The organism is Patescibacteria group bacterium, from assembly GCA_018819405.1.
Lineage (GTDB): Bacteria > Patescibacteriota > Patescibacteriia > UBA1558 > GWA2-36-10 > XYD1-37-29.
In genome coordinates this window covers 198,162-216,570 of record JAHJQF010000001.1, presented here as the reverse complement: position 1 = coordinate 216,570, position 18,409 = coordinate 198,162, and the positions used below count along the sequence as shown (strand labels likewise).

General features: G+C 37.4%; 18 protein-coding genes and 1 tRNA gene. 11 read left to right on the top strand and 8 right to left on the bottom strand.

Features of this window, described 5'->3' with window-relative positions:
* Positions 1-30: 30 nt before the first annotated feature.
* The 3 genes from KKH39_01025 to KKH39_01015 all read right to left on the bottom strand — a co-directional run bounded on the left by KKH39_01025 (position 31) and on the right by KKH39_01015 (position 1,855).
* Positions 31-993, bottom strand: a complete 963-nt coding sequence (locus tag KKH39_01025; GenBank protein MBU1202616.1) for a hemolysin family protein — start codon at positions 991-993, stop codon at positions 31-33.
* Positions 994-1,125: 132 nt separating this feature from the next.
* A tRNA-Arg gene (locus tag KKH39_01020) sits at positions 1,126-1,200 on the bottom strand.
* 85 nt (positions 1,201-1,285) lie between these two features.
* Positions 1,286-1,855, bottom strand: a complete 570-nt coding sequence (locus KKH39_01015) for a hypothetical protein (GenBank protein ID MBU1202615.1) — start codon at positions 1,853-1,855, stop codon at positions 1,286-1,288.
* A gap of 164 nt (positions 1,856-2,019) precedes the next feature.
* Between KKH39_01015 and KKH39_01010 the strand changes: the two genes are divergently transcribed.
* The gene (locus KKH39_01010; protein ID MBU1202614.1) at positions 2,020-2,445 is read left to right on the top strand and encodes a polymer-forming cytoskeletal protein; all 426 of its coding nucleotides are present in this window, start codon (positions 2,020-2,022) and stop codon (positions 2,443-2,445) included.
* Positions 2,446-2,467: 22 nt separating this feature from the next.
* A complete protein-coding gene (locus KKH39_01005) occupies positions 2,468-3,211 on the top strand; it encodes a hypothetical protein (GenBank protein MBU1202613.1) in 744 nt (247 codons plus the stop codon).
* A 78-nt stretch (positions 3,212-3,289) separates the two neighbouring features.
* Here the strand turns inward: KKH39_01005 and KKH39_01000 are convergent, their stop codons facing one another.
* From KKH39_01000 to rpmH, 4 genes are read right to left on the bottom strand one after another with little or no spacing between them, the layout of a single operon-like run.
* Complete coding sequence (locus KKH39_01000; GenBank protein MBU1202612.1) at positions 3,290-4,033, bottom strand: YidC/Oxa1 family membrane protein insertase; 744 nt, start codon at positions 4,031-4,033, stop codon at positions 3,290-3,292.
* A gap of 14 nt (positions 4,034-4,047) precedes the next feature.
* Positions 4,048-4,281, bottom strand: a complete 234-nt coding sequence (gene yidD / locus KKH39_00995; GenBank protein ID MBU1202611.1) for a membrane protein insertion efficiency factor YidD — start codon at positions 4,279-4,281, stop codon at positions 4,048-4,050.
* Complete coding sequence (gene rnpA, locus KKH39_00990; protein MBU1202610.1) at positions 4,253-4,633, bottom strand: ribonuclease P protein component; 381 nt, start codon at positions 4,631-4,633, stop codon at positions 4,253-4,255. The genes yidD and rnpA overlap by 29 nt, the downstream gene beginning before the upstream one ends.
* Positions 4,634-4,657: 24 nt before the next feature.
* Positions 4,658-4,795: a 50S ribosomal protein L34 gene (rpmH, locus tag KKH39_00985; protein MBU1202609.1), complete on the bottom strand. Its 138-nt coding sequence runs from the start codon at positions 4,793-4,795 to the stop codon at positions 4,658-4,660.
* A 208-nt stretch (positions 4,796-5,003) separates the two neighbouring features.
* On the opposite strand from rpmH, the gene dnaA reads away from it, so the two are divergent.
* The 3 genes from dnaA to KKH39_00970 all read left to right on the top strand — a co-directional run bounded on the left by dnaA (position 5,004) and on the right by KKH39_00970 (position 8,157).
* Entirely contained in the window at positions 5,004-6,386 is a 1,383-nt protein-coding gene (gene dnaA / locus KKH39_00980) for a chromosomal replication initiator protein DnaA (GenBank protein ID MBU1202608.1), read from the top strand.
* A gap of 297 nt (positions 6,387-6,683) precedes the next feature.
* On the top strand, positions 6,684-7,784 hold the full coding sequence (gene dnaN / locus KKH39_00975) for a DNA polymerase III subunit beta (GenBank protein MBU1202607.1): 1,101 nt from the start codon (positions 6,684-6,686) through the stop codon (positions 7,782-7,784).
* A gap of 4 nt (positions 7,785-7,788) precedes the next feature.
* Positions 7,789-8,157: a hypothetical protein gene (locus KKH39_00970; GenBank protein ID MBU1202606.1), complete on the top strand. Its 369-nt coding sequence runs from the start codon at positions 7,789-7,791 to the stop codon at positions 8,155-8,157.
* Positions 8,158-9,289: 1,132 nt separating this feature from the next.
* Here the strand turns inward: KKH39_00970 and KKH39_00965 are convergent.
* Positions 9,290-10,069, bottom strand: coding sequence for a hypothetical protein (locus tag KKH39_00965; protein MBU1202605.1), 780 nt, complete (start codon positions 10,067-10,069; stop codon positions 9,290-9,292).
* Positions 10,070-10,206: 137 nt separating this feature from the next.
* Between KKH39_00965 and ruvA the strand changes: the two genes are divergently transcribed.
* The 6 genes from ruvA (at position 10,207) to KKH39_00935 (ending at position 18,383) form a co-directional block, all read left to right on the top strand.
* Positions 10,207-10,773, top strand: coding sequence for a Holliday junction branch migration protein RuvA (gene ruvA, locus KKH39_00960; GenBank protein ID MBU1202604.1), 567 nt, complete (start codon positions 10,207-10,209; stop codon positions 10,771-10,773).
* Positions 10,770-11,774 (top strand): peptidoglycan bridge formation glycyltransferase FemA/FemB family protein, encoded by a 1,005-nt coding sequence (locus KKH39_00955; protein MBU1202603.1) that lies wholly within the window; start codon positions 10,770-10,772, stop codon positions 11,772-11,774. Before ruvA ends, KKH39_00955 begins: the two co-directional genes overlap by 4 nt.
* A 21-nt stretch (positions 11,775-11,795) precedes the next feature.
* Positions 11,796-12,512: an NTP transferase domain-containing protein gene (locus tag KKH39_00950; GenBank protein MBU1202602.1), complete on the top strand. Its 717-nt coding sequence runs from the start codon at positions 11,796-11,798 to the stop codon at positions 12,510-12,512.
* A gap of 13 nt (positions 12,513-12,525) precedes the next feature.
* Positions 12,526-13,812, top strand: coding sequence for a UDP-N-acetylmuramoyl-L-alanyl-D-glutamate--2,6-diaminopimelate ligase (locus KKH39_00945; GenBank protein MBU1202601.1), 1,287 nt, complete (start codon positions 12,526-12,528; stop codon positions 13,810-13,812).
* A 169-nt stretch (positions 13,813-13,981) separates the two neighbouring features.
* Entirely contained in the window at positions 13,982-14,404 is a 423-nt protein-coding gene (locus tag KKH39_00940) for a prepilin-type N-terminal cleavage/methylation domain-containing protein (protein ID MBU1202600.1), read from the top strand.
* Positions 14,405-14,939: 535 nt separating this feature from the next.
* Positions 14,940-18,383 (top strand): DNA-directed RNA polymerase subunit beta, encoded by a 3,444-nt coding sequence (locus tag KKH39_00935; GenBank protein MBU1202599.1) that lies wholly within the window; start codon positions 14,940-14,942, stop codon positions 18,381-18,383.
* Positions 18,384-18,409: the final 26 nt, after the last annotated feature.

Below are 18,409 nucleotides of genomic sequence, written 5' to 3'. Positions count from 1 at the left end.
TAACTTTATTTCTCTTGGAAACGGCTATTTCTAATCATCGTCCTCATCAAAGATGTCTCCCACAATGTGCTCCAAAATATCCTCCATAGTAATCAAACCAATCAAATCATCCCCTCTTAAAACTAAGGCCATGTGGCTTTTACGGCGTCTCATTTTATTAAAAATAATGTTAATTTTGGTCTTTTCTTTTACTTTTATAACTGGTTTTACAAATTTTTCCAAGGTTTCTTCGCGTTTCTCACTATTTAAAACTCTCATTATTTCTTTGACGTGCACATAGCCAATAATATTATCCTTTTGATTATGATAAACCGGATATCTGCTGTGTCCATCTTGGGCCACAAAATAAGCTACCTGATCAACATCGGCATCATCATTTAAAACAGCCATGCGATATCGTGGTGTCATTATTTCTTTGGCACTTATATCATTGAACTCCAAAATATTCATAATCATCTCGTGCTCAGCAAAATCAAGTGCCCCTTGTTCTACTGCTAAACGACTAAAAGCCCTAAACTCCCCTTCTGAAACTATTTTTTTGCCCCTGCCTCTGGTCAAAAAATGCAACATTTTCTCTAAAATTAGCACTATTGGATACAAAATAATTTGCAGAGTATATATGGCCGGCGCAAAAAACAAGGCTACTCGCGTAGCGTGAATTTGAAAATAAGCCTTGGGATACATTTCTCCAAAAACGAGAATAAGGACTGTCATAGCTCCAGTTGCCAGACCAACCCCCAAATCACCAAAAACTTTAACAGCTGCCACAGTAGCTAAAGAAGCCGCACCAATATTTACCAAATTATTACCCAATAAAACTACTACTAACAACCTATTTTTATTTTCCAATAATTTCTGCAATAAATTCGCATTTGGTTTTTTCGCCATTACCAACTCTTTTACCTTTGATGAAGACAAAGAAAATAAAGCAATCTCCATACCAGAAAACCATGAAGATAAGATAAGTAAGATTAATAGTACAAAAAATGTCATATATTAAAAATAGCCCAAAAAAGGCTTTTAAAAATTAGCTTGTTTTAGATATTTTATTAGGACTGGGCTCGTCCAAGTTTTTCATATTTATATAATAGCAGATCTTTTCTAATAATTAAAGCCTTGACTATCTGGTGACCCCACCAGGAATCGAACCTGGATCTAGAACTTAGGAGGTTCTTGTTTTATCCATTAAACTATGGGGTCTAAATAAAAATCTTATTTTTTACTTATTCTTTTCTTTTTGTCTAATTTTAGTTTATAAAATGTGTCGTGATACGATTTTTATCCTTTACTTTTCTCTGACTTGAGCAAAGATTTTTTTAAACATTTTATAATTTTCTTCAAGCTCATTCTTACAAATTTCTAAAGACAAAATATTATATTTTTCATCCATTTTAGCCTCGACAGCGGCCAGTGTTTCTAAAAAACTAACTTGTCTTTCACTGACTAATAAATGAAAATATATAAATATGCCTCTTGGCGTCAAAAAACGATAACTATCAGCATTAGCACAGAGCTCAGCCTCCGGACAAGTGAATTCTACGTCTTTATGGTGAGCAGCCACACAATTTATAATATTTTCTTTCTTTTTCTCATCAATATTATAATTAGCCAAAAAATCTCGGCTAGCCTCAACACTCATAGCAACGTGCTCGCTGATCCTTCCTTCTGACAAGGCTTGTCCGAGCCTTATGTCCATAAGAGCTATACCGACTAAAACAGTCTCTATCTCAAGATTTAATTTTTTGGCTAACTCTAGAGCTTTTTTCTCTGATATTTCAAAAAGCTCAATAGCTGGGCTACCATATTGATTTATTTGTTCAATAGCATAATTTCTAGCATCCTTTATTAAGCCCATATTTTAACTAGTATATTTTTAAAAACGTAGTTATTCTAATATATAAGGTATAAAATGTCTATACTAAGGCTTTGATCAGGGGTTTTATCTCTTTACATTAATGCTCGAATTGGCTACTATTAAGGGACAGAAACTACCTAAAATTTAATTATAATATAAAATCTATGTTTTCTAAAAATCAATCAGTTGCCCCAAACTCAAAGAGTATTGAAACCATTATTGGCCCTTCAGTCAAAGTAGAGGGAGATTTTAAAGGCGAAGGGGATTTGGTCATAGAAGGTATTTTGGTAGGTAACTTACAAACCAAAAATAACCTAAAAATAGGCCAAAATGCTGTAGTTGATGCCAATATCAAGGCCAACAATGCCTTTATTTCCGGTAAGGTTAGAGGAAATATTAATGTTAAAGGAAAGCTGGAAATAACCGGTACGGCCATGATTTTGGGCGACATCAAGGCTCAAATTATTTCCATTGAAAGTGGCGCACTACTCAAAGGCACTCTGGATATGCCAATTGGCAATATTTCCACTGAAGAGCCCAAAGAAAATAAAAAGGCCGAGCCAATTAGAAAAGAAGAAAACGAGAAATAAAAATTTCTAGGAGCCAAGCTTTATGTATCTTTATATTTATGACTCCTTTCTGAGCGACAAAAAATATAGCGACCTTTTGGTAAAAATTGAAAAGAGATTGACTGACCTAGGCATCAAAGGAAAGATTGCTAGGTTGTCAGTTCTCAAAAATATGAAAGAGATGATTACTGATGGTGTCAAAGAGGGAGTACAAACTGTCGTAGCGATTGGAAACGCTCAAACTTTTGCCAAGGTCATCAATGTGGTGGCTGATTTGGATGTTACACTCGGACTGATACCAATTGATAACGACAACCCTATTGCCAAGACGCTGGGTATACCTCCCAAAATCTTGGCTTGTGACGTTTTGGCTTCACGCATTATAAAAAAAATAGACCTAGGAAAAATAAATAATTATTATTTTGTAAATACTGCTCAAATTGAAAGCGGTGATGTCACAATAGAGTACAATGACTATAAAGTCTCTCCCGTCACTGAAAAAAGCAAAATAACTTTATACAATTTTTCCGATGAAAAAAATTCTTATTCTTCTCCGATTGATGGAATACTAGAAGCAGTGATTACTCCCATACGCTCTGGAGTGTTTGGTAAAAAGAAAATAGAGGAGACAGTGCTACAATTTACCAAAATAAAAATCGGCTCTCTAGCCGAAGACCAAGTTGCTATTGTAACTGATGATCAGGTGATTATGAAAACTCCAGCTGAGATAAAAGTAATCCCGGAAAAATTAAAAATCATAGTCGGTAGCGACCGAACCTTTGCCTAAAAACTATCATATTACTATAAGAAAAAACCCTTTAAATAAAGGGTTTTTTATATATTTATAAAATATTGAACAAATATTTTATTCTTTTTTTTCACTAGTATTTTCGACTGTTTTTTCATCACTAGTTTTAGCTTTACGAGTGCCCAAAACAATGTATTGTTGAACAATAGAAAATATAGTTGTCAGTAACCAATAAAATGTCAAACCAGCTGGAAAACTAGAACCAATAAAAATTGTAATCACAGGAAATATATACAACATCTGTCCGCTCATACCAGCCATGACCGAGCTGCTGCCTGGTCTTTTTTTGGCCATCATCATTTTAGATTGCCAAAACTGAGCCAAACCAGCCAACACTGCCAGCAAAATACTTTTTTCTGCTAGATTAAAAAATCCAAAAGCTAAAGGATTGAGTACACCGGGGTTAGTAACAAAAGAATACAAGACATCTGTGGCGTGCTCATCAGTCAGGCCATTGAAGAAAACTCTATAGATGGCAAAAAGAAATGGCAACTGAATGACCATTGGCAGACAAGACGAAAGGGGATTGACTCCTCTTTTTTTGTAAAGTGCCATCAGCTCCGGACCCATCTTTTCTTTGTCCGCTTTATATTTTTCTTTGAGCTCTTCTATCTCCGGTTGTAAGGTGGCCAATTCTTTTTGAGCTTTGATAGATTTTTTGGAAGGGATATAAAGAAGCAGTCTGATGATCAAAGTCAAAATAATAATTGCCAGACCCAAATCATGGCCAGGAATACTATTGTATATATAAACCAAAAGATTGAAAATTGGTTCGTAGAAAAATTTGTTAAAAATCCACATGAAAGTTATTTTAATTATTTTACTGGATCATGGCCACCGCTTGATAAGGGATTGCATCTTATAACCCGCCAAACAGCTTTTGATCCACCTTTTAAAAGTCCATATTTATCTATAGCCTGATAGCCATATTCGCTACAATGCGGGTAAAATCGGCAATAACCATGAGGATAAAACACCTTAAACCAGCCCGTGTCCGGAGATAAAGTCTTTTGATAAAGCCTAATTAGTTTTAAAACTAGTTTTTTTATCATTTTGACCTTGATTATAAAGGCTTATTTTTTTAAAAGCAAAGTCTAGTTGCCGACCCAAAGTGCTAAAATCCAACTCCAAGGCAGATTTTTTGGCTATTATTAGCACAACATACCCTGTCTTAAGCTTTGGTAGCGCTATCCGGACAATTTCACGCATTTGTCTTTGCAATCTATTTCTGATTACTGCCCGCTTATCAACCTTAGTAGAAACCACAAAAGCAAAACGACTAGGCCCCTCTTGATTTTTTTTATACTTAATCACTAGTTGCGGCAAAAAAAAGCTTTGGCCATTCTTAACCAAGTCTTTTATTTCCTTATCTTGATGAAGTCTAAAAATTTTAGGCAACATAGTTTTTGCCTAATATTAGGTAAATTAAACAGCCAGGCTTTTTCTGCCTTTTTTTCTGCGGCTAGACAATACTTGGCGACCGCTTTTGCTAGACATGCGGGCACGAAAACCATGAGTCTTGGCTCTTTTTCTGGTTTTTGGCTGATAGGTTCTTTTGGTCATATAAAATACCTAGCTATCTTTAATAATTATAACGTCTGAACAATAACATATTCCACCCTATTTATCAAGACTAACAGAGTCTTGAAAGTTATCCACAATTATCCACAAGCTGTTCACATTTTTTCAACTAAAGTCTGTATTTTGGTAAAGTTTTATTTGTGCTATAGTAATATAGACTAAGTTTTCGGGCTAAAACAAAGCTAAAAATATGGAAAATTACGATAAAATCTGGGAAAATACCCTGGGTGAATTAGAACTTTTAATCAGTAAAGCAAACTTTACTACTTGGTTTAAAAATACCTTTATTGCCAGTGTTGAATCAGACCAAGTGGTGGTTGGAGTGCCCAATGCCTTTACCAAAGTATGGTTGGAAAAGAAGTACCACGACAAAATTATATCAGCTCTGGAAAATGTGTTATCAAAAAATAATCTACAGGTTATCTACAGGGTCATAACAAAGGAAAAGATGGCTGACATTAGCGAAAATGTTGAAAATATTAATAAAGAAAAAACCTCCTATGTGCATAACTCCAGCAATCCTTCTAATGGCCAAAGTGTCAGTAAATTTGGCCTAAATCCTCACTATAAGTTTGAAACCTTTGTTGTTGGACCAGGCAATGAGTTGGCCCAAGCGGCTGCTCATGCGGCTGCTCAAAAACCTGGTGAAATCTACAATCCTTTATTTATATATGGTGGTGTAGGTTTGGGAAAAACTCACCTAGTCCAAGCTGTTGGTAATTATATATTAGCCAAAGATCCTAGTAAAAGGGTCCTTTATATTAATAGCGAAAAATTTACCAATGACTTTATTTTTGCTATAAAATCGGGACAAACTGACAAATTTAAGCAAATGTATAGAAATATTGACGTGCTTTTGATTGATGATATCCAGTTTATAGCCGGAAAAGAACAAACTCAAGAGGAATTTTTCCATACTTTCAATGCCCTTCACCAAAACAATAAACAAATAGTTATATCTTCTGATAGACCACCAAAAGCTATCCAAGAAGTAGAGAACAGGTTGATTTCCCGTTTTGAGTGGGGGATGATTGCCGATATTTCTTCTCCTGATCTAGAAACTAGAGTGGCTATTTTAGAAATTAAGGCCCAAGAAAAAAAATATAATCTTGACCCAAAGATAGTTCAATATATTGCTGAAACTATTCAAGAAAATATCCGCGAGTTAGAAGGCGCTCTAAATAGAATTATTGCTTTTCATCAACTCAACAACACCACTCCTAGTTTAGAGAGCGTAAAATCCATTTTGGGAGGTATTGCTGCCAATCCTAGAAAGGCGGGACTGACCCCCAAAAGACTTTTGACAGTCATTTCAGAATTTTACGACATTAGCATGGAAAATCTCTTGGGCGCCAGCCGCAAAAAAGAATTGGTAGTGCCCCGACAAATTGCTATGTTTTTGATGAGAGAAGAGCTTAAAGCCTCTTACCCAAACATCGGGCAAGAAATAGGCGGACGAGATCACACCACTGCCATGCACGCCTGTGTCAAAGTAACCACCTTAATTGAATCTGATGATAGAATTAAAAATGACATCTTAGTTTTAAAGACAAAAATCTATGAACGCAATTAAAGATTCACAAAAATTGCGTGAATAAATTGTTTATAAGTTTTTTATAACCTTGTGTAAAGTTTTATAACTAACTGTGTATAAACACCAGCTTATCCACCGATCAAAATAAAGTCTCAAAACTTATTCACAAAAAAACCTCTTATCAACATTTTTGTGAACTGATTGTCCACCAGCTAAAATCCAAAATAAAAACAAATTTTCCTAGGCTTTACCAAAATTTTTCTCCACTTATAAACATATCCACCGTGCCTATAACTACTACTAAATTTTATATATAAATAATTAAACAATAATAATATGAAAATTGTTTGCACTCAGGAAAATTTGAATAAAGGATTATCTTTGGTATCAAACATTGCCAACAAAAGTTCCAACTTGCCAATTTTGAATAATGTATTATTGAAAGCAGAAAAAAACGATCTCACTTTGATCACTACTGATTTGGAAATTGGTATCAAAGCATCAATTAGAGGAAAAATAGAAAAGTCAGGCGAGTTTACAGTAGATGCTAAATTGATTCACAACTTTGTTTCTTTTCTTCCCAGAGAAAATATTGAAATCAACTTGGACGGAGATAACCTAGAAATAAAAAGTGCCAACCAAGAAACCTCTATCAAAGGCATGCTTGCTGAAGACTTTCCTCTGATACCAGAAATAGAAAAACATAACATGGTAGAAATCTCAATCGCTGACTTGAAAAAAAGTCTTTCTCAAGTGCTACTAGCCGCGTCACTAGATGTCTCAAGGATTGAAATAAATGCTGTAAACTTCAACTTTCAAAAAAATGAACTTACTCTAGCAGCTACTGATAGCTACCGTTTGGCTGAAAAGAAAATCCCAGTAGAAAACGGGGAAAACAAAAACCTAATAATTCCTCTCAAAACTTTACAAGAATTAGCTAGGATTCTAAATGACCAGCAGGACAAAAAACTCAAAATATTTTTTAATGAAAATCAGATAATGTTTGAGCTTGATGGAGTAGAGCTCATATCGCGTGTAATAGATGGTAAATACCCAGATTATAGTCAAATTATTCCAGCTGAATTCAAAACTGAAGCCAAGTGCAATATTAGTAAGCTTGTCCCAGCTATAAAATCAGTGGCTCTGTTTTGCAAACAAGGTATTAATGATATAAGACTTAGTTTTGATGCCAAGTCTCAAAAAATAATTATCGCTACTGCTTCATCAAATACTGGTACTTCAATTGCCAATGTCTCAGCAGAAATAAAAGGAGAAGAAAATGATATTGTCTTTAACTACCGCTATTTACTAGATGGCCTTAATCAGCTGGGTACCAGTGAAGTAAATATGAAGATAAACAATAATTCATCACCAGGGCTACTTCAGCCAGTTGGTAATGACAAATATATTTATTTGGTAATGCCTATTAGGCAATAAATTTATGGGTGGTTTTATAAAAATAAATGATACCTTACAAATAACTTCAGAACAGGGTTTTCCAAAGGAACTGAATTATCAAGAACACCTGAAAAATAAGATCAAGGCCGAGGATTTTGAAGGAAAAATATTTGATTTTAAAGATAAAGAGGATATTAGAATATATCATAGACCCCCTGTTAGAAATTTTTTAGTGCAGAATATAAACGGTAAATGGTTGTATTGGGGATTGATACATATTTTGGAAATTTTCCATGATCATGAAAAAAATACCACCTCTGGAAAATACAAAATTATTTATATAAACACACCCGAAGAAATGAAGAAGGCTTATGAGTTGATTGATAGAAGAAAAGACTTTAGTTATTTATAAAAGATAAAAGCCCCGCCGAAGCGGGGTTTTTTGAATTGACAAAATATTTTAATAATGTTATCTTACAGCGTTAAACGTACGAACAATTCACTCTTTTTAGGAGGTAGGTGGTAATGCGCTTTGTGCTCTTTGTCGTTAGTTTGGTGCTTTTTTACGGTGTCTGTCTGTTGGCCTGTGTAGGTCTGTGGGGGCTCGGTCTTTTGCCGAGTTTTCAGGCAGCTGCTCAGTGGGCTGCTTATGTTGTGGCGTTTTTCTACGTCACCTACATCCTGCTCATACCCATTGGTCTTGGGTTGGTGAGTCTACTGAGCTGGCCCGGTCGGGCTATCTACAAAAGGGTTCGTAGTCTGCAGGCGCGGAATTACGAATCCGAAGAGACCTTTGACGAGTAGCCGATTTCGGCTTGAGAACTTCGCGCCCCCTTGTCTGGTTCATAACCAGACAAGGGGGCTTTTTTGTATTAAATAAAAAAAATAACCCTGCATCATTATGGTAAATGGTTTAAAATTTTTATAAAAAAAGAGGGAGGGGAGGTTTGTCGGACTATTAGTGTCCGGCACACTCTCCCCTCCGCGGGCAAATTGGCGAGGTCGCCTCCCACCGCTGACGCGGTTTGAAACGTTAGGAGGTTTATCTCCCTTGCCTTTTGCCCGAGTTGGTGGGGCTGCGCTACGCAGTGTCGGTTATCAACGGCTTCCATTATCAGCTGGAAGAAGCACTCTTAGGACGCGTTGATGGTGCACCTAAACCGACTTGCCCAGCATGGATGCTGATCGCGTAGCGTGTGGCGTTTGCCACGCAGCCCCACAAAGATTTTATATTATTCTTTTTCGGCTGTCAATTGAGTATATATAAAACTTTTAAAATTTTTCTAGTTTTAGCCATTTTTTGCGGATAAATAGCTATTTTATTCACAGGGGTCTTTTCAAGCTTTTTTAAATTTGCTATAATATCAATACCTTCAGATGCCCTAGTCGAGAGGGTCTTTGCTAGGTATCTGTCACATAGGACAGCCGAAAAACTCCCTTGCGCGATGGGGCGTTTTTTGGTTTAGGCAAATTTTGATTTTTAAAATAAAAAATTCCCCCGCCCGATTCTGTTTTACAGAATCGGGCGGGGGCAGACCAGTCTCCTAGTAGGAGTAGTCGGGAAAGAGCCAATGCCAAGTAGGCTTGATGAGGTGTTCTTTGATTTGGTAAGGGAGTTCAAAGATGATTAGGAAAATCATGATGCCAATCAGCAACATGAAAAGGCCGATTATTTCCTCGCTTTCATCCAGATTGTTGTCCCAGCTGTTTTTGATTTTTTGCCCGAACAAGTAAAGGCCGCTGGCAATGTAGACCAAGGCCAGGAGACCGAGGATGGGGAGGCTGACTACCTTCAAGCAAGTCCAAAGCAGGATGGTCTGCTTGCTTAGCAGAGTGAGCGGCTTGCCCCAGCCAAGTAGACTGACATCATGCATCAGGCGCAGAGCCATCAGGTAGACGACAAAGACAGTTGGCAAGTGCCAGTAGATGTCTTGGCCGATTTTCCTGATAGCTAGGTAGGTGATGAGAGTGAATACGACCACAAAACTAGTGATCATCAGGGTATTAAGCGACAGCACCGGGCCAAAGAGCAGCCAAACAACCTTGGCCATAGCCAGCCAGAGCAGATGGTAGAGCCAGTGGTTGTAGGCGCCGGCAATCCAGACGCTGAAGCGGTTGGTGATCAGCCAGACCAGCGTGGCGACAAAGAGCGCCAGATTGAGTGGCCAGATGAGCCAGTCGGGGGTTATCTGGGGCAGAATCAGCGAATAGCTACTTGTTGGTTGGAAATGCAGTGTTGGGATGAGGGTGGTGACTAGGGCGAGGATAAGAGTGGTTACAAACCAGCGACCAAGTAGAGGGTTGCGTAGTTCATAGTGGATCATGGATCCTTCCTTTCTGTGAGGGTACAGACTCACTGGGCAGAAGTATAGTAGTAAAGCAAGTTGCAAAAATAATTTAATATATAAGATATTTTTTGTCAATTGAAAAAGAGGGCTAAGTCTGGTAGAATAAGATTATTATGATAGCCTATTTAAAAGGTAAGATAATCAAAAAAGCTACTAGATCCGCCATTGTTTTGGTTGGTGGGATAGGTTATGATGTTTTTTTGCCAACCAAAACTCTAGAAAAATGCCGTGAGCAGGATGAGGTGGATTTTTTTATTCATTCTTATATCAAAGAGGATGCTTTTGATCTTTATGGTTTTTCCAGTTTAGAGGAGTTGGATTTTTTCAAAAAACTTATTTCTGTGTCAGGCGTCGGACCAAAGAGTGCTTTAAATGTCTTGGCTCTAGCCTCACTTGATGATCTCAAGCGGGCTATTACTAGTGGAGATTCTACTATGCTACAAAAAGTGTCTGGTATTGGTAAGAAGACTGCTGAGAGACTAGTGGTAGACCTCAAAGAAAAATTTATTGTGGACTTGAGCCAACCATCTATGACCAGTGATAGCGACAAGCAAGTAGCCGAAGCTTTGATGTCACTGGGCTACAAACAAAGTGAGGCTCAAGAAGTATTAAAGACTTTGCCCAAGAGTGATGATCTGGCCACGCGTATCAAAGAAGCTCTTAAATATATAAACAAATGAAGTTAGTTTGTAATAAAGAAAATTATGATGATTTTTTAACTACCAGATTTGTCTCTGGTAATTTTTTACAGTCTAGTGTTTGGAGAAATTTTTTATCTAGACAGGGCAAAAGATATTGGCAAGCAGCGGTCTTAGAAGAGGATAAATTAATAGGTCTTTGTCTTTTGTATGAAAACAAATTACCTTTTGACAGGACTTATCTTTATAGTCCCAAGGGACCGGTCATTAGTCAGGGTATAAGCGAAGAAAAAAGAAAGGATGTTTTAAGATTTATTTTGTCACAAGCACGAGAGATTACTATTGAAACCAAAAAAAAGGAAGAAATATTTTTTAAGTTAGAACCAGAAAATAGTAATTTGATTTTGCCAGAACTACAAAAGTGTCCAGATGTCCAACCGCGTGATACTTGGATTCTTGATATCAAAGATGAAGAAAAAAAATTACTAGCCAATATGCACACTAAGACCAGATACAATATTGCTTTGGCCAAGAAAAAAGGAGTGTCAGTATTTTTTTCTCAAGACGAAAAAGATATAGAAATTTTTTTGGCGTTGAATAGAAAAACAGCCGATAGAAAAGAAATAAAAATTCATGACGATGATTATTATCGTTTACTTTTTAAAACCTTACTTGATCATAAAGTTGCTCATCTAGCTATAGCCACAGTAAACGGTCAGCCGGTAGCGGCCAATATTTTGATTTATTTTGGTCAAGCTATGACCTATTTGCATGGTGCTTCAGATTATGAATTCAGAAATTATATGGCACCACATCTTTTGCAGTGGGAGAGTATAAAAAAAGCCAAAACTCTGGGCGCGGAGATTTATGATTTTTGGGGTATTGCCCCAGAAGACGGATCCAAACCAAAATGGGTTGGTATTAGTCGTTTTAAAAAAGGTTTTGGCGGTCAGGTGGTATATTCACCAGGGGCCTACAACTTGATTTATAACAATAGCTGGTATAGCATATATAAACTTGCCAAAATTATTTTAAGAAAATAGTTATATTAAATTTATTGAAATATGATTAGAAAAGTACTTATTTCAGCTGCTGGACGCGGTACTAGGATGCTAGAGTTGTCCAAAGACAAACCAAAACATCTCATAGAGGCTAATGGTCGTCCCTTTCTTTATTATCTTTTATCAAATCTAAAAGCCGCTGGTTTTGAAGAAATTATAATGGTCGTTGGTTACAAAAAAGAATTTATGGAAGAATTTTTGACCAAATATCCAGAATTTAAAATCCAGCTAGTTAATCAATTTGAAATACTCGGTGAAGAGAAGTATGGCACAGCTTGTCCTCTGGAGTGTGTCAAAGATATTTTGAAAGGTCAAAGTTTTTTGGCAGTCTACGGAGATAATCTATATTCGGTTGAAGATTTGAAAAGATTAAATATTGATGATGATTACAATTATATAGCTGGCTTAGCCCACCAGCACCCAGAAAATTATGGTGTGCTAGCAGTGGATAAAAATAGTTTTTTGAAACAAATAGTAGAAAAACCTGCTCAGCCAGTTGGTAATTTGATTAATACTGGATTATACAAATTTACTCCAGAAGTTTTTGATTATTTAGATAAGATAGATATTTCTCCTCGCGGTGAATATGAGCTGACAGATGTCATAAATCTTTTAGCCAAACAGGGCAAGGTAAAAGTAATTGACCTCAAAGGTGTCTGGCTTGATTTTGGCAAGCCGGAAGATGTCCAGAGAGTAGAAGATTATTTAAATAATAATTAGCAACCATATTAGGATGCTTAAAAAGTTAATAAAAAAAATATTGGGCAAAAAAATCATCTTGGCTTATCATCACACTTTGGCCAAGTTGGCGGCTTTTGTTTTTGGAAACCCTAGTGACAAATTGATTGTGATAGGCGTGACCGGCACCAATGGTAAGACAGCGACTGTTAATTTTGTAGCTCAGTTTTTGCAGTCCCAAAATCAAAAAGTTGGTTTGGCTTCAACTGCTAATTTTAAAGTCGCTAAAAAAGAATGGCTCAATGACAAAAAAATGACAATGCTTGGGCGCATGCAAACACAAAGACTTTTATCTGATATGGTCAAAGCTGGTTGTAAATATGCGGTGATTGAAACATCGTCTCAAGGTGTAGAACAATTTCGTCATGCGGGGATAAATTATGATACAGTTATTTTTACCAATCTGACACCCGAGCATATCGAGGCTCATGGTAGTTTTGAAAATTATCGAATGTATAAAGAAAAACTTTTTAAACACCTATCAACTAGCAAGATAAAAATAATAGATGGTGAGAAAATAATCAAAATAGTTGTGTCCAATAATGATGATATGGAAACAGAGAGGCTCAAAAAAATAAAAGTTGATAAATTTGTCACTTACTCTATTGATAAACAATCTGATTATCAGGCACAGGATATTGATTTGGAAAACGGAGTGTCATTTTCTGTGCATGGTAATAGGATAGATACAAAATTTATTGCTAAATTTAATGTTTATAATGTTTTGTCAGCTATGGTAGCAATAGCAGAGTTAGGTTTTGATCTCAAAAATTTAGTACAAACAAAATTAAAAAATGTACCAGGTCGTCAGGAATGGATTGATGAGGGACAGGATTTTAAAGTATTAGTTGATTATGCTCCTGAGCCAGAGGGTTTAGGCCAACTTTATCAGACTTTGAAAAAAATAAAAAAAAATAGATTGATTCATATCTTGGGATCATGCGGTGGAGGAAGAGATAAAGCTCGTCAACCAGTACTTGGTAAAATGGCGGGAGAGAACGCTGATATAGTAATTGTAACAAACGAAGACCCATATGATGATGATCCAATAGAAATTATAAACAATGTTGCCCGTGGAGCTATTGAGGTTGGCAAAACACTGGATAAAGATTTGTTTAAAGTAGAAGATAGACGTGAGGCTATTCAAAAATCAATAGAATTGGCTCAAGTTAACGACCTAATACTTATTACTGGTAAAGGTTCAGAACAATTTATATGTGTGGCAAATGGTCAAAAAATTCCTTGGGATGATAGACGAGTTTTTAAAGAATTGTTGAAATAACTAATAAAAGAGCTAGTTTTGTGTAAATAAGTCTTGACAAAAGACTTATTTTGTGATAAGATGATATGATTCGCTTTTAGCGTTTGTTCTATATACAATGCCGAAATTGGCTAAAAATAGATTGTTTCGTTGTTCTTGGCAGTTTCACCCTTTCTAGGAGGAATGTCTAATGTTCAATCGCAAGGGCTTTACTCTCATCGAGCTGATGATCGTTGTGGTCATCCTCGGTCTCCTGGCGGCCATCGCCATCCCCAACTTCATCAGCATGCAGAACCGGGCCATGGAGGCCAAGACCAAGGGCGTCTGCCACACCGTGCAGCTGGCCGTCGAGGACTACGTCGTCAGAAACGACGGTCGCTACCCCGAGAAGGTGGTCTATTTCCTGTATTTGCTGCCCGCTGAGCAACTGCTGGAAAACGCCTTCACTAACCAAGTGACCGAGCCGCGTGACGCGATCATGACCGACGAGGTTCCCGGTCCGGGTCAGGTCTTTTACCAGCCCATCAAGCAAGGGAACATCAACATCGGATATGTCATCACCGGCTACGGAGCTGACAGTCAGCAGATTGTCGAGCTCACCAGTGGCTCCTAGTACCAGCAGGTACTAGGAGAAAGGACGGGAAGTCACACGTGCATCGTGTGACCCCCGTCCTATTTTTTTACCCCGCACCATTTTTTAATACTCAAAAATGGTGCGGGATTTATCTAAAATCAGTCAAAAATAAAGACGCTTGCACCGTAGACCGAGCGTAGCGAGGTTGTACGGTGTGGATAAAGTGTAGGTAAATGACTATATATGTGTATATATAGCCTTTATTTATTGGTAAAACATATAAAATTTGACAAATTTTTTCTTTTATATATAGCAACTTTTTATCTAATATTAGATAAAAAAACTTAAAAATAGCCTGTTGTTTCTGAGTGATGAGGACAAGACCTTGACAATAGGTGTCAAATTTGATACCATTGGGCTATGCAATTTTTGGCCCCAAGCCTATTTTAAATGAAAATTAATGTAAATAACTGACCCAAAATCGGGTGAGTTCTTTTTTGTGACTGCAAACTTTCTATAATATAAAGCCCTTATACTATAAGGCTAATTAAACAATCTAGTTAGCACTATCTTTATGCCCCAAGTAAAAACTTCTACTTCGCGCAAGTATTTTACTGATCTGCGTGAAGCCATTCCTTTGACGGACCTTATTGAGGTTCAGAAAAAGTCCTATGACTGGTTTTTTAGAGAAGGACTAAAAGAACTTTTTGAGGAAATCTCTCCAATCAAAGATTTTATTGGTCGTGATCTTGAGCTTTATTTTCAAGACTACTATTTGGACGAGCCAAAATTTGACGAAGTCAAAGCCAAAGATAAAAATATTACTTTTGAGGCTCCACTGCGAGTCAACATAAGGCTGGTCAACAAAAGAACCAGCGAAGTCAAAGAACAAGAAATATATTTGGGAGATTTTCCATTGATGACTGATCGCGGTACTTTTATTATCAATGGTGTAGAACGTGTAGTTGTTTCTCAGCTTATCAGAAGTGCTGGTGTGTTTTTTACATCTTCGGTCATGCGTGGTCGCAAATACTATGGAGCCAAGCTTATACCAAATCGTGGTGCTTGGTTGGAAATTGAGACTGATGTCAACAATGTCATTTACGTAAAGATAGATAGAAAAAGAAAAGTACCTATCACCGCACTCTTGCGCGCCTTTGGGTATTTTACCGATGAAGAAATAACAGATTTATTTAAAGATGTTGACACTCACCCAGAGGTAAAATTTATCAAGGCTACAATCAACAAAGATATTTCTACAAACGAAGCCGAGGGCTTAAAAGAAATTTATCGTCGTATTAGGCCGGGCGATTTGGCTACTACTGAAAATGCCAGATCTCTTATTCATTCTATGTTTTTTGATTTTGATCGTTATGATTTTGGTCGGGTTGGTAGATACAAAATCAATTCTAGATTTGCACTAGACATTCCAAATAATAAAAATACCAGAGTCTTACGAAAAGAAGATTTGATTTTGGTGGTCAAAGAAATTATCAAATTAAATCTTAGCCAAGAAGATGCTGATGACATTGATCACTTGGGCAACAGGCGGGTCAGAGCTATCGGAGAACTTGTCCAAAACAGGTTTAGGATTGGCTTGGCTCGTATGGAGCGCATTGTCAAAGACAGGATGAGCACTTTGGACATGACAAGTATTACTCCAAATCAGCTTATCAATGCCCGTCCAGTGATTGGTGTGATCAAAGAATTTTTTATGAGCTCACAACTTTCTCAATTCATGGACCAGGTAAATCCTTTGGCTGAGCTAGAGCACAAACGTCGTTTGTCAGCTATGGGACCAGGTGGTCTATCTCGTGAAAGAGCGGGCTTTGAAGTCCGTGATGTACATCGTACTCACTATGGTCGTATTTGTCCGATTGCCACTCCCGAAGGTCCAAATATCGGACTAGTCGGGCATTTGGCATCTTACGCCAAAGTAAATGATTTTGGTTTTATTGAAACTCCTTTTAGGCGAGTACTTCATGATATAGATAATGATCCAAAGGTAACCACTGATAAAATAGCCAGAGAAGACATCAAAACCCCAGATGGCAAAAAAACAATTGTTGGCGCTGGACAAACTATCACCGCTAGCGTAGCTAAAGAATTGGCCAAGCATACAGAAATTGAAATAGTCCCCATCAAACCATTGGTGACCAATGAAATAGTTTATTTTGATGCTTTTGAAGAGGAAAGATATAACACCGCCGCGGCCACTACACCGATTGATGAAAAAGGTTATTTTATAAATGATTATTCTGAAATTAGAGTTAAGGGAAATCCTACTTATGATAAAGTAGAAAGAATTGATTTGTTGGATGTTGCTCCAAATCAAATTATTTCCATTGCTACATCTTTAATTCCATTTTTGGAACATGACGATGCGGTCAGAGCGCTTATGGGCACAAACATGCAACGTCAGGCAGTTTCGGTTATTCGTCCGCAAGCTCCTGTAGTTGGTACTGGTGTTGAGGCTAAGGCAGCTATGGATTCTGGACAGGTGATTGTAGTCAAAGATGACGGTGAGGTTACTTATGTTGATAGTCGCCGTATTGAAGTAAGCAATAAAAAAGGAGAAACAATAATTTATAACTTAAATAAATTTTCTCGTTCCAATACTTCTACTAGTATGAATCAGCACCCGATAGTTGATAAAGGACAAAAAGTCAAAAAGGGTGAGGTAATTGCTGATGGAGCAGCTACTGATCAAGGAGAGTTGGCTCTAGGCCAAAACATGTTGGTTGCTTATATGACTTGGGATGGAGGAAATTATGAGGATGCTATTTTGATATCAGAAAGAGTTGTAAAAAATGATAATTATACTTCTATTAGTATTGAGGATTACTCTATTGATATCCGTGATACCAAGCTTGGTCCAGAAGTGGTCACTCGTGATATTCCAAATGTCAGCGAAGAAAAATTAAAAGACCTTGATCGTGAAGGAGTAGTCAGAATTGGGGCCAATGTCTCATCGGGAGATATTCTGGTAGGTAAAATTACTCCTAAAGGTGAAACCGAATTGTCAGCTGAAGAAAAACTTTTGCGAGCTATCTTTGGTGAAAAAGCCAAAGACGTCAGAGACACATCTCTTTATTTGAAGCATGGAGAACGAGGTAAGGTAATCGGAGTTAAGGTATTTTCTCGTGATAAGGGTGATAAACTACCGGCCGGAGTAATCAAGACTATTCAGATTACTATTGCTCAACTCAGAAGAGTGCAAGTCGGTGACAAGATGGCCGGCCGACATGGAAATAAAGGTGTAATATCCCGTGTAGTACCAATAGAAGATATGCCATTTTTGGCTGATGGTACACCAGTTGATATTATTTTGAATCCGCTGGGTGTTATTTCTCGTATGAACCTGGGGCAGCTACTAGAAACTCATTTAGGTTTGGCGGCTAGAACCGCTGGCTATAAAGTGGCTAGTCCGGCTCTAAACGGAGTGTCCGAAGAAATCATCAGAGGGGAGCTAGCCAAAGCTGGTTGGCCGGAAGATGGTAAATTGCAATTATATGATGGCCGCACTGGTCAGCCATTTGACAACAAGACAACTGTTGGCGTGGCTTATATGTTGAAACTAAATCATTTGGTAGAAGACAAAATTCATCAGAGGTCTATCGGACCATACTCTCTTGTTACTCAACAACCGTTGGGTGGTAAGGCTCAGTTTGGTGGTCAGCGTTTTGGTGAGATGGAAGTCTGGGCTTTAGAAGCTTATGGTGCTGCCAGCACTTTGCAGGAAATGATAACTATCAAATCTGATGATGTGCCAGGTAGATCCAAGGCTTATGAGTCAATCATCAAAGGTGAACCTATCAAGCGTTTAAATATACCTGAATCATTCAATGTTTTGGTTCGAGAGCTAAAAGGCCTTGGATTGGAAGTAGAGCTCGTCGGAGAAAGAGAGGCCAAGATTGAAGACGTTGACCGGGAAACTCAAGAAATACTCAAAGAAGAAGCTCCTGTTGTAGCTGACTTGAGTTTGTCAGAAGAAGTAGCGTCTGAGTCAGAAAAATAATTTTTGTAAATTATAAATTTAAAAAT

What these genes read in the sequence shown, in the direction of transcription:
- KKH39_01025 (MBU1202616.1), bottom strand. Translation starts at nt 993, where the DNA reads ATGACATTTTTTGTACTATTAATCTTACTTATCTTATCTTCATGGTTT.
- KKH39_01015 (MBU1202615.1), bottom strand. Translation starts at nt 1,855, where the DNA reads ATGGGCTTAATAAAGGATGCTAGAAATTATGCTATTGAACAAATAAAT.
- KKH39_01010 (MBU1202614.1), top strand. Translation starts at nt 2,020, where the DNA reads ATGTTTTCTAAAAATCAATCAGTTGCCCCAAACTCAAAGAGTATTGAA.
- KKH39_01005 (MBU1202613.1), top strand. Translation starts at nt 2,468, where the DNA reads ATGTATCTTTATATTTATGACTCCTTTCTGAGCGACAAAAAATATAGC.
- KKH39_01000 (MBU1202612.1), bottom strand. Translation starts at nt 4,033, where the DNA reads ATGTGGATTTTTAACAAATTTTTCTACGAACCAATTTTCAATCTTTTG.
- rnpA (MBU1202610.1), bottom strand. Translation starts at nt 4,633, where the DNA reads ATGTTGCCTAAAATTTTTAGACTTCATCAAGATAAGGAAATAAAAGAC.
- rpmH (MBU1202609.1), bottom strand. Translation starts at nt 4,795, where the DNA reads ATGACCAAAAGAACCTATCAGCCAAAAACCAGAAAAAGAGCCAAGACT.
- dnaA (MBU1202608.1), top strand. Translation starts at nt 5,004, where the DNA reads ATGGAAAATTACGATAAAATCTGGGAAAATACCCTGGGTGAATTAGAA.
- dnaN (MBU1202607.1), top strand. Translation starts at nt 6,684, where the DNA reads ATGAAAATTGTTTGCACTCAGGAAAATTTGAATAAAGGATTATCTTTG.
- KKH39_00970 (MBU1202606.1), top strand. Translation starts at nt 7,789, where the DNA reads ATGGGTGGTTTTATAAAAATAAATGATACCTTACAAATAACTTCAGAA.
- KKH39_00965 (MBU1202605.1), bottom strand. Translation starts at nt 10,069, where the DNA reads ATGATCCACTATGAACTACGCAACCCTCTACTTGGTCGCTGGTTTGTA.
- ruvA (MBU1202604.1), top strand. Translation starts at nt 10,207, where the DNA reads ATGATAGCCTATTTAAAAGGTAAGATAATCAAAAAAGCTACTAGATCC.
- KKH39_00955 (MBU1202603.1), top strand. Translation starts at nt 10,770, where the DNA reads ATGAAGTTAGTTTGTAATAAAGAAAATTATGATGATTTTTTAACTACC.
- KKH39_00950 (MBU1202602.1), top strand. Translation starts at nt 11,796, where the DNA reads ATGATTAGAAAAGTACTTATTTCAGCTGCTGGACGCGGTACTAGGATG.
- KKH39_00945 (MBU1202601.1), top strand. Translation starts at nt 12,526, where the DNA reads ATGCTTAAAAAGTTAATAAAAAAAATATTGGGCAAAAAAATCATCTTG.
- KKH39_00940 (MBU1202600.1), top strand. Translation starts at nt 13,982, where the DNA reads ATGTTCAATCGCAAGGGCTTTACTCTCATCGAGCTGATGATCGTTGTG.
- KKH39_00935 (MBU1202599.1), top strand. Translation starts at nt 14,940, where the DNA reads ATGCCCCAAGTAAAAACTTCTACTTCGCGCAAGTATTTTACTGATCTG.